Raw genomic sequence first — 9053 nt, 5'->3', positions numbered from 1 at the left:
TCTTAGGTAGACTACTCATATTTTCTACAACTACTCAACCTGATCTAGATTAAAATCTAGTCCAGATTACTCAAAAGCTCTTTAGATTTTCTTTACGAATCACCTCTAAGTCTCCATAAGTATCTACTCTTCCTTCGCCAACAAATAGCTGAGAGTGATTGTTAGTAATATCTTTAATCGCCTTGTAGATTTAAATCTTCTACTTTCTGAGAACATCAACCTTTGCCCTAATTACCCCTATCCGCTAAACTCAGAAATGCTGCGTTCTTCCTCATCATGTCCGACCCTCAAACCGTTAGTAGTGCTGTAGCCAAACTCTACGATACATACCCTTTCCCCCCAGAACCAATACTAGATGAACCACCTCCTGGTTACAATTGGCGCTGGAATTGGTTAGCGGCTTACAGTTTTTGTACAGGACGGAAACCAGCAAAGCAAAATATCCGTATTTTAGATGCTGGGTGTGGTTCAGGTGTGGGAACGGAATATTTGGTACATCTCAACCCCCAAGCGCAAGTAGTCGGGATTGATTTAAGTGCAGGTACATTAGCAGTAGCCAAAGAACGTTGTCAGCGTTCTGGTGCAAACCGCGTCGAGTTTCATCACCTGAGTTTGTACGATGTGGAACAGTTACCGGGTGAGTTTGATTTAATTAACTGCGTAGGTGTGCTGCATCACTTACCAGACCCAATTCGTGGTATTCAAGCTTTAGCGAAAAAGTTAGCTCCTGGTGGTTTGATGCACATTTTTGTGTATGGGGAATTGGGGCGCTGGGAAATTCAACTCATGCAAAAAGCGATCGCTCTCCTGCAAAATGAGAAACGAGGCGATTACCGTGATGGTGTGCAAGTCGGGCGAAAAATATTTGCTTCATTACCAGACAACAACCGTCTTGTCAAGCGAGAAAAAGAACGTTGGGCAATGGAAAACCAACGTGATGAATGCTTTGCGGATATGTACGTTCATCCCCAAGAGGTTGACTACAACATTGATACACTATTTGAATTGATTGATGCTTCAGGCTTAGAGTTTATTGGCTTCTCAAATCCCTGTTTTTGGAACTTAGACAGGTTGTTGGGGAAAGCACCAGAGTTAATAGAACGAGCTGAAGAATTGAGCCAACGCCAACGTTATCGTTTAATAGAATTACTAGACCCAGAAGTTACCCATTACGAATTTTTTCTTGGTCGTCCACCAATCACCAAAGCCGACTGGTCAAATGATAACGCCCTACTACAAGCAATTCCTGAACTAAATCCTTGTATCGATGGATTTCCTAGTCAAGTATTATTTAATTACGATTACCAAGTAATTAACATCTCAACACCGCAGTTAGAGTTTTTACAAAAATGCGACGGCAATTCTACCTTAGCCGAGATTTTGGCAAGTGTGCAGCTAACCTTAGATGAAATTAGAAGCTTAATTAAACAACAGCTAGTTATGCTGACACCGAATTAAAATCACTGTGAAAATTAAAACTCCTACATCCTCCCAATACGTGATATTGCGTTTCCTAATCTGCTGAGGTACTGAGTACACATCTCCGCGCCCCTCCGCGTTTTCTTCCACGCCCCTCTGCGTTTAAAAACATTAATCCTGTACCTCACTTAACCAGGAATCGCCATAAGCAAAAGGCTATACCCCATGACAGGCGATCGCCCACAACCCGTTTTCGCAAATCTCATGTAAAGTAGAAGTGTGTCTAGCTCTTGCCCAGCAAACTGGGGATGACAAACTCTACAAGTCAGGGCTGTTGAAAAATTAGCAGGGGTGTAATTCCGCCTCAAACACTAGCTAATTTGCTTAAAACTGACTTCATCACAACATAAAAGCATTGGCTAGACCTCTAGAAAAAACATTGGAGGAAGTTATTCACCAAAATCTGGTAAAATCCCAAATTTGTCAAACAAAACTCCATCCCTGACAAGAAGTTAATTGTTTTTTTCTAAAGTATTGTTACCGGATCGTGATATGATTCAGCTGACTGAATGTGCAGTCATAATAAGTTAGCTGTACTGGTTTCAAGTCCCGTGAGCTTGTCAGAAGAACCGATCGCACCTACTCCGACAACACGACAAGATACTCAACCTGGTTTTGAGGACACAGAACCAGCAAACTCTTCTATGCAGGAGTTTTATCAACTCTATCAAGAGTTGGTGTTAATCACTCTTGTCTTAACAGTGATTGTATTTATCTCTGTCTGGATCTTTTATTCCTTAAACATTGCTCTGAATTATTTATTAGGAGCGTGTACAGGTGTGGTTTACTTGAGAATGTTGGCAAAAGATGTTGAGCGTTTAGGTAGAGAAAAACAGTCACTGAGTAAAACTCGGTTGGCTTTATTAATGGCGCTGATTTTGCTGGCATCGCGGTGGAATCAATTGCAAATAATGCCCATCTTCTTGGGATTTCTCACCTATAAAGCGACGCTCATTATCTATGTAGTTAGGGTAGCTTTTATCTCTGACTCGCCAAAGCTCCGGCAACCTTAAAAGGCTCCTCTTCTCCAGGTAAGATTGGAGAAGCAATTGAAATGGAAGGAAAATGTTGAATTTTCTGAACTTTTACTCTGTTCCACTTGCCGAATTGGAAGTGGGAAAACATCTGTACTGGCAAATAGGTAACTTAAAATTGCATGGTCAGGTGTTTCTCACCTCCTGGTTTGTTATTGGCGTGCTAGTACTAGCTTCTGTGGCTGCAAGCAGTAACATTAAACGGATTCCTAGTGGCATACAGAACCTCATGGAGTATGCACTAGAATTCATTCGGGATTTGGCAAAAAACCAGATCGGCGAAAAAGAATATCGCCCCTGGGTGCCGTTCGTTGGCACTTTGTTTTTGTTCATTTTTGTGTCAAATTGGTCAGGAGCGTTAGTTCCCTTCAAGCTGATTCATTTGCCAGAAGGAGAATTAACAGCACCAACCAGCGACATCAATACAACTGTTGCATTAGCTTTGTTGACATCCTTGGCGTATTTTTACGCTGGATTCAGCAAAAAAGGATTGGGGTATTTTGGTAACTACGTGCAACCTGTATCATTCATGTTGCCATTCAAGATTATTGAAGACTTCACTAAGCCCCTTTCCCTAAGTTTCCGTTTATTCGGTAACATCTTAGCTGATGAACTTGTAGTCGGCGTACTGGTATTACTAGTACCTTTATTTGTACCTCTGCCAGTAATGGCTTTGGGACTATTTACTAGCGCTATCCAGGCACTAATTTTTGCTACTTTGGCTGCGGCTTACATCGGTGAAGCGATGGAAGATCATCATGGCGAAGAGCATGAGGGACATCATTAAAACCCCTCAGAAAAGTAGACGTAGATCAGTTATTAGCGACTGACTACTGACTACTGACCACTGACCACTAACAAAACCATTCGTTTCATTAAGGTAAGGAAAGAATATCATGGATCCATTAGTTTCTGCTGCTTCCGTTTTAGCTGCTGCTCTAGCTGTTGGTTTGGCTGCGATCGGCCCTGGTATTGGTCAAGGTAATGCAGCAGGACAAGCTGTAGAAGGTATTGCACGTCAGCCAGAAGCAGAAGGTAAAATTCGCGGTACATTACTACTCAGCTTGGCGTTCATGGAAGCGCTAACAATCTACGGTCTAGTAGTAGCTCTAGTATTACTGTTTGCTAACCCCTTCGCATAATCAGTACTGGGTACTGAGTGCTGAGTGCTGAGTGCTGAGTCAACGCAGTTAGGAGTTAGGAGTTAAACACTTAACTCATAACTCGTAACTCACAACTCAGAACTCAGGACAAACATAGTAGATAGGAACAAGCGAACATGACACATTGGATCACCTTACTAGCGGTGGAAGAGGTTGCCAAGGAAGGCGGGCTGTTTGATTTAGATGCTACCTTACCCTTGATGGCAATCCAGTTTCTAGTGTTAGCTCTGATACTGAATGCTACTCTCTACAAACCCCTGGGTAAAGCTATTGATGGACGAAATGAATATGTTCGTAACAATCAATTAGAAGCCCAAGAGCGTTTGTCCAAAGCTGAGAAATTAGCAGAGGCTTACGAGCAAGAGTTAGCAGGAGCTAGACGACAAGCACAGACAATTATTGCAGACGCTCAAGCCGAAGCCCAAACAATTGCTGGACAAAAAATTGCAGCAGCCCAAAAAGAGGCACAGGCACAAAGAGAACAAGCTGCCGGTGAGATTGAGCAGCAAAAACAGCAGGCTCTGGCTTCCTTAGAGCAGCAAGTTGATGCCCTAAGTCGCCAAATCCTAGAAAAGCTTTTGGGAGCCGATCTAGTAAACCAGCGCTAACTCAATAAATTTTAGTCATTAGTCATTGGTCATTAGTCATTAGTCAACAGCAAAAAGTGACGAAGGGCGAATGACACAAACCTTTGGCAGCGCAGTTGTGGATGGAAAATCATGGGGACTTTTTTACTGTTGATGGCGGAAGCCAGTGCCGTTGGAGGTGAATTGGCAGAAGGTGCGGCGGAAGGTGGTTTTGGTTTAAATACCAATATTCTCGACACCAACCTGATTAACCTGGCCATTATTATTACTGTGCTGTTTGTCTTTGGGCGGAAAGTGTTGGGGACTACCCTGAAAACTCGCCGCGAAAACATTGAAACAGCAATTAAGAATGCAGAACAACGCGCCGCAGATGCAGCTAAGCAACTGAAAGAGGCGCAACAAAAGCTAGAGCAAGCGCAAGCAGAAGCTGAAAGAATCAAAAAATCAGCTCAAGACAACGCCCAAACTGCGAGTCAGGCTATCATTGCCCAAGCTGCTGTGGATATTGAACGCTTGCAAGAAGCAGGGGCAGCAGACTTGAATGCAGAACTAGAAAGAGCGATCGCCGGGTTGCGGCAGCGAGTAGTTACTTTGGCATTGCAAAAAGCGGAGTCGGAACTACAAGGTGGCATTAGTGAAGATGCTCAAAAAACTCTAATTGACCGTAGCATCGCACAATTGGGAGGCGGAGTATGACAAGTAAAGTAGCAAACACTGAGGTAGCCCAACCTTACGCTCAGGCACTGTTGTCAATCGCTAAATCCAAAAACTTGACGGAAGATTTCGGCACAGATGCGCGTACTTTGCTGAACTTGCTTTCGGAAAATCAGCAGCTACGGAACTTTATCGACAACCCCTTTATTGCAGCGGAGAACAAAAAATCTCTGATTACACAAATATTGGGTGAAGCTAGTCCTTACCTACGTAACTTCTTGCTGTTGTTGGTAGATAAACGACGCATTTTCTTCTTGGAAGAGATTTTACAGCAGTATTTGGCACTGTTGCGGCAACTGAATCAAACCGTATTAGCGGAAGTTACTTCTGCTGTAGCTTTAACAGAAGATCAACAGCAAGCAGTTAAAGAGAAGGTACTGGCAATCACCAAAGCTCGTCAAGTAGAACTGGCAACCAAGGTAGACAGTAGCCTGATTGGTGGTGTGATCATCAAAGTCGGCTCTCAGGTAATTGACTCTAGTATCCGGGGTCAGCTACGTCGCCTCTCCTTGCGCTTAAGCAATAGCTAGAAAGTTCAGAGGTACAGTTAGCGGTTTTACATCTAGCACTTGACAATTAATGTTTTTTGTGCATTATGTTTAACTTTTAACTCCTCAAACTAAATGCAGACGCGATATTATTTCTCGCGTCTATTAAATATCTTCCGTCTCGCAAGAAAAAAAGATACACACATGAGCATTTCAATTAGACCTGACGAAATCAGCAGTATTATTCAACAGCAAATCGAGCAATACGACCAAGAAGTCAAAGTTGCTAACGTTGGGACTGTATTACAAGTAGGTGACGGTATCGCCCGGATCTATGGTCTAGAAAAGGCTATGGCTGGCGAACTTCTAGAATTTGAAGACGGCACAGTTGGTATCGCCCAAAACTTAGAAGAAGATAACGTTGGTGCGGTATTGATGGGTGAAGGCCGGGAAATTCAAGAAGGTAGCACCGTTACCGCTACTGGAAAAATTGCTCAAATCGGTGTTGGCGAAGCCTTGGTTGGTCGCGTTGTCGATGCTTTGGGTCGTCCTATTGATGGTAAGGGAGAAATCAAAAGCAGCGAAAGCCGTTTGATTGAATCACCAGCCCCCGGTATTATTGCTCGTCGGTCAGTACACGAACCCATGCAAACGGGTATCACCGCTATCGACTCCATGATTCCCATCGGCCGTGGTCAACGGGAATTAATCATTGGCGATCGCCAAACAGGAAAAACAGCGATCGCCATTGACACCATCATCAACCAAAAAGGTGAAGATGTAGTTTGTGTTTATGTAGCGATCGGTCAAAAAGCTTCTACCGTTGCTAACGTAGTCCAAACCTTACAAGAAAAAGGTGCAATGGACTACACAGTAGTAGTTGCTGCTGGTGCCAGTGAACCTGCGACTCTACAATTCTTGGCTCCCTACACAGGTGCTACCATTGCTGAGTACTTCATGTACAAAGGCAAAGCTACCTTAGTAATTTATGACGACTTATCTAAGCAAGCCCAAGCTTATCGCCAAATGTCCTTGCTGCTACGTCGTCCACCAGGACGGGAAGCTTACCCTGGTGACGTATTCTACATTCACTCCCGCTTGTTGGAAAGAGCAGCTAAACTCAGTGATGAACTCGGTAAAGGTAGCATGACTGCCCTACCAATCATCGAAACCCAAGCCGGTGACGTTTCCGCCTACATTCCTACTAACGTAATTTCCATCACCGACGGTCAGATTTTCTTATCCTCTGACTTATTTAACGCTGGTGTACGCCCGGCTGTAAACCCTGGTATCTCCGTATCCCGTGTGGGTTCTGCGGCACAAACCAAGGCGATGAAAAAAGTTGCAGGTAAGATTAAACTCGAACTAGCACAGTTTGACGACCTGCAAGCCTTCGCACAATTTGCTTCTGACCTAGATAAAGCTACCCAAGACCAGTTGGCAAGGGGTCAACGCCTGCGGGAACTCCTCAAACAACCCCAAAACCAACCCCTGTCCGTAGCTGAACAAGTAGCAATCCTCTACGCTGGTATCAACGGTTACTTAGATGATGTTCCAGTTGATAAAGTTACAACCTTCACCAAAGGCTTTAGAGATTACTTGAAGTCAGGCACTACCCCCTACTTCCAAGACGTACAATCTAAGAAAGTATTGGGTGATGACGAAGAAAAATCCTTGAAGGCAGCTTTAGAAGATTACAAAAAGACCTTCAAAGCTACTGCTTAGTCATTAGTCATTAGTCAGTGGTCAGTAGTATTAAACACTGACAACTGACAACTGACAACTGACAACTGACAATAAACAAATAATATGCCTAACCTCAAATCAATACGCGATCGCATCCAGTCGGTCAAGAACACCAAAAAAATTACAGAAGCCATGCGGCTGGTAGCTGCGGCTAGAGTCCGTCGCGCTCAAGAACAGGTAATTGCTACCCGTCCCTTTGCTGACCGTTTGGCACAAGTTTTGTATGGTTTGCAAACCCGTCTGCGGTTTGAAGATGTAGACTTACCACTACTGAAGAAGCGGGAAGTTAAATCAGTAGGGTTGTTGGTTATTTCCGGCGATCGTGGTTTGTGTGGCGGTTACAATACCAACGTCATCCGTCGTGCCGAAAATCGCGCCAAAGAACTAAAGGCAGAAGGTCTAGACTACACATTTGTAGTCGTTGGACGTAAGTCTGAACAATACTTTAAACGGCGTGAGCAACCAATCGATGCTAGTTACAGTGGTTTAGAGCAAATCCCCACTGCCGATGAAGCTAATAAAATTGCCGATGAGTTGCTATCTTTATTCCTGTCAGAAAAAGTAGACCGCATTGAGTTAATTTATACCCGCTTTGTCTCCTTGGTTAGCTCTCGTCCTGTTGTTCAAACCTTGCTACCCCTTGACACTCAAGGTTTAGAAGCAGCTGATGACGAAATCTTCCGCCTGACAACCCGTGGCGGTCAATTTGAAGTAGAACGGCAAACCGTCACCAGCCAAGTCCGTCCTTTGCCCCGCGACATGATTTTCGAGCAAGACCCAGTACAAATTCTCGATTCTCTGTTGCCCTTATATTTGAGCAACCAGCTATTACGCGCATTGCAAGAATCTGCTGCTAGTGAACTAGCAGCGCGGATGACAGCCATGAGCAACGCTAGTGATAATGCTGGTGAATTAATCAAATCCCTATCATTGTCTTACAACAAAGCCCGTCAAGCAGCCATTACTCAAGAACTCCTTGAGGTTGTCGGCGGTGCAGAAGCGTTGACTTAGGAACAAGTCAATTGCTAACTATAACTAATAGCTAATTGCTGGTAACTTTAAATCCAGCGATTAGCTATTTTTGCTTTTGGGCATATGCGACAAACAAATGTGATACGACTCTTTGTAGTGCTAACATTTCCATGAAGTTTGAAATTTCTACACCGCTAGGCTTTACGGTGAGAACATCCTAAGAGTATTGGCAACGATTGATTATCAAGCATCCTGATATAGAGGCGTTGGAGGAGCTAATTCAATCAGCTCTTGCTGCACCGGACGAAATTCGACGCAGTAGCCGAGATGCAGAAGTATTATTATTTTATCGGGAACGGAAAGAAAAACGTTGGGTTGTTGCGGTGGCTCGACGCTTAAATGGAGATGGATTCTTGATTACAGCCTACCAAACCGATGCTATTAAGGAGGGCGAAACAGTGTGGCTCAAATAAAGGTGTTTTACGAACCAGAAATGGAGCTATTAAGTGTATTTTGGCAAGTTCCCAGAAAAAACCAAATTGCCACTGAGCTTGGAGATGGGGTAATTTTGATCAAAGATGGGGTAAGTGGCGAGCCAATTGGTATAGAAGTTTTATCCTACCGTCCAGGGGATGATCGCTTTGATGCTGTGAGTGTTGAGCTAGGGCAAATCAGTTCGATGCAACCAGTTGGCTAAGAATTATTATGTATCAGACGGACAGATGTGTAAATCCTTCCTTGTTTTACAACAAAGCCCGTCAAGCAGCCATTACTCAAGAACTCCTTGAGGTTGTTGGTGGTGCAGAAGCCTTGACTTAGGAACAAGTCAATTGCTAACTATAACTAATAGCTAATTGCTGGTGAGTTTTA

At 43.8% G+C, this 9053-nt stretch carries 11 protein-coding genes and 1 pseudogene; all 12 read left to right on the top strand.

The window, feature by feature from the left end:
- Positions 1-276 precede the first annotated feature (276 nt).
- Positions 277-1458: a class I SAM-dependent methyltransferase gene (locus H6G18_RS13520; protein ID WP_190407608.1), complete on the top strand. Its 1182-nt coding sequence runs from the start codon at positions 277-279 to the stop codon at positions 1456-1458.
- Positions 1459-1988: 530 nt separating this feature from the next.
- A complete protein-coding gene (locus H6G18_RS13515) occupies positions 1989-2492 on the top strand; it encodes an ATP synthase subunit I (RefSeq protein WP_199311682.1) in 504 nt (167 codons plus the stop codon).
- A gap of 52 nt (positions 2493-2544) precedes the next feature.
- Positions 2545-3300: a F0F1 ATP synthase subunit A gene (gene atpB, locus H6G18_RS13510; RefSeq protein ID WP_190407607.1), complete on the top strand. Its 756-nt coding sequence runs from the start codon at positions 2545-2547 to the stop codon at positions 3298-3300.
- Between the two features lie 109 nt (positions 3301-3409).
- Positions 3410-3655: an ATP synthase F0 subunit C gene (gene atpE / locus H6G18_RS13505; RefSeq protein ID WP_010994186.1), complete on the top strand. Its 246-nt coding sequence runs from the start codon at positions 3410-3412 to the stop codon at positions 3653-3655.
- Between the two features lie 137 nt (positions 3656-3792).
- Positions 3793-4284 (top strand): F0F1 ATP synthase subunit B', encoded by a 492-nt coding sequence (locus H6G18_RS13500; protein WP_190407606.1) that lies wholly within the window; start codon positions 3793-3795, stop codon positions 4282-4284.
- Between the two features lie 111 nt (positions 4285-4395).
- On the top strand, positions 4396-4959 hold the full coding sequence (locus H6G18_RS13495; RefSeq protein ID WP_190407605.1) for a F0F1 ATP synthase subunit B: 564 nt from the start codon (positions 4396-4398) through the stop codon (positions 4957-4959).
- Entirely contained in the window at positions 4956-5507 is a 552-nt protein-coding gene (gene atpH, locus H6G18_RS13490; RefSeq protein ID WP_190407604.1) for an ATP synthase F1 subunit delta, read from the top strand. Before H6G18_RS13495 ends, atpH begins: the two co-directional genes overlap by 4 nt.
- Before the next feature lie 162 nt (positions 5508-5669).
- Positions 5670-7190 (top strand): F0F1 ATP synthase subunit alpha, encoded by a 1521-nt coding sequence (atpA, locus tag H6G18_RS13485; protein ID WP_190407603.1) that lies wholly within the window; start codon positions 5670-5672, stop codon positions 7188-7190.
- An 84-nt stretch (positions 7191-7274) separates the two neighbouring features.
- Positions 7275-8222: a F0F1 ATP synthase subunit gamma gene (locus H6G18_RS13480; protein ID WP_190407602.1), complete on the top strand. Its 948-nt coding sequence runs from the start codon at positions 7275-7277 to the stop codon at positions 8220-8222.
- A 197-nt stretch (positions 8223-8419) separates the two neighbouring features.
- A complete protein-coding gene (locus H6G18_RS13475) occupies positions 8420-8656 on the top strand; it encodes a hypothetical protein (RefSeq protein WP_199311681.1) in 237 nt (78 codons plus the stop codon).
- Complete coding sequence (locus H6G18_RS13470; RefSeq protein ID WP_190407601.1) at positions 8644-8880, top strand: hypothetical protein; 237 nt, start codon at positions 8644-8646, stop codon at positions 8878-8880. The genes H6G18_RS13475 and H6G18_RS13470 overlap by 13 nt, the downstream gene beginning before the upstream one ends.
- A gap of 38 nt (positions 8881-8918) precedes the next feature.
- Positions 8919-9002 (top strand): annotated as a pseudogene (locus tag H6G18_RS13465) (F0F1 ATP synthase subunit gamma); the annotation flags it as partial.
- Between the last annotated feature and the right edge of the window lie 51 nt (positions 9003-9053).

Origin of the sequence: Anabaena subtropica FACHB-260, from assembly GCF_014697105.1 — a bacterium.
Lineage (GTDB): Bacteria > Cyanobacteriota > Cyanobacteriia > Cyanobacteriales > Nostocaceae > Trichormus > Trichormus subtropicus.
The sequence above is the reverse complement of the archived record's forward strand: the minus strand, read 5'-3'. Positions and strand labels throughout refer to the sequence as shown.

Coding starts and splice junctions, on each gene's coding strand:
- atpA (WP_190407603.1), top strand. CDS start 5,670: ATGAGCATTTCAATTAGACCTGACGAAATCAGCAGTATTATTCAACAG.
- H6G18_RS13500 (WP_190407606.1), top strand. CDS start 3,793: ATGACACATTGGATCACCTTACTAGCGGTGGAAGAGGTTGCCAAGGAA.
- H6G18_RS13520 (WP_190407608.1), top strand. CDS start 277: ATGTCCGACCCTCAAACCGTTAGTAGTGCTGTAGCCAAACTCTACGAT.
- atpB (WP_190407607.1), top strand. CDS start 2,545: ATGTTGAATTTTCTGAACTTTTACTCTGTTCCACTTGCCGAATTGGAA.
- atpH (WP_190407604.1), top strand. CDS start 4,956: ATGACAAGTAAAGTAGCAAACACTGAGGTAGCCCAACCTTACGCTCAG.
- H6G18_RS13515 (WP_199311682.1), top strand. CDS start 1,989: ATGTGCAGTCATAATAAGTTAGCTGTACTGGTTTCAAGTCCCGTGAGC.
- H6G18_RS13495 (WP_190407605.1), top strand. CDS start 4,396: ATGGGGACTTTTTTACTGTTGATGGCGGAAGCCAGTGCCGTTGGAGGT.
- atpE (WP_010994186.1), top strand. CDS start 3,410: ATGGATCCATTAGTTTCTGCTGCTTCCGTTTTAGCTGCTGCTCTAGCT.
- H6G18_RS13480 (WP_190407602.1), top strand. CDS start 7,275: ATGCCTAACCTCAAATCAATACGCGATCGCATCCAGTCGGTCAAGAAC.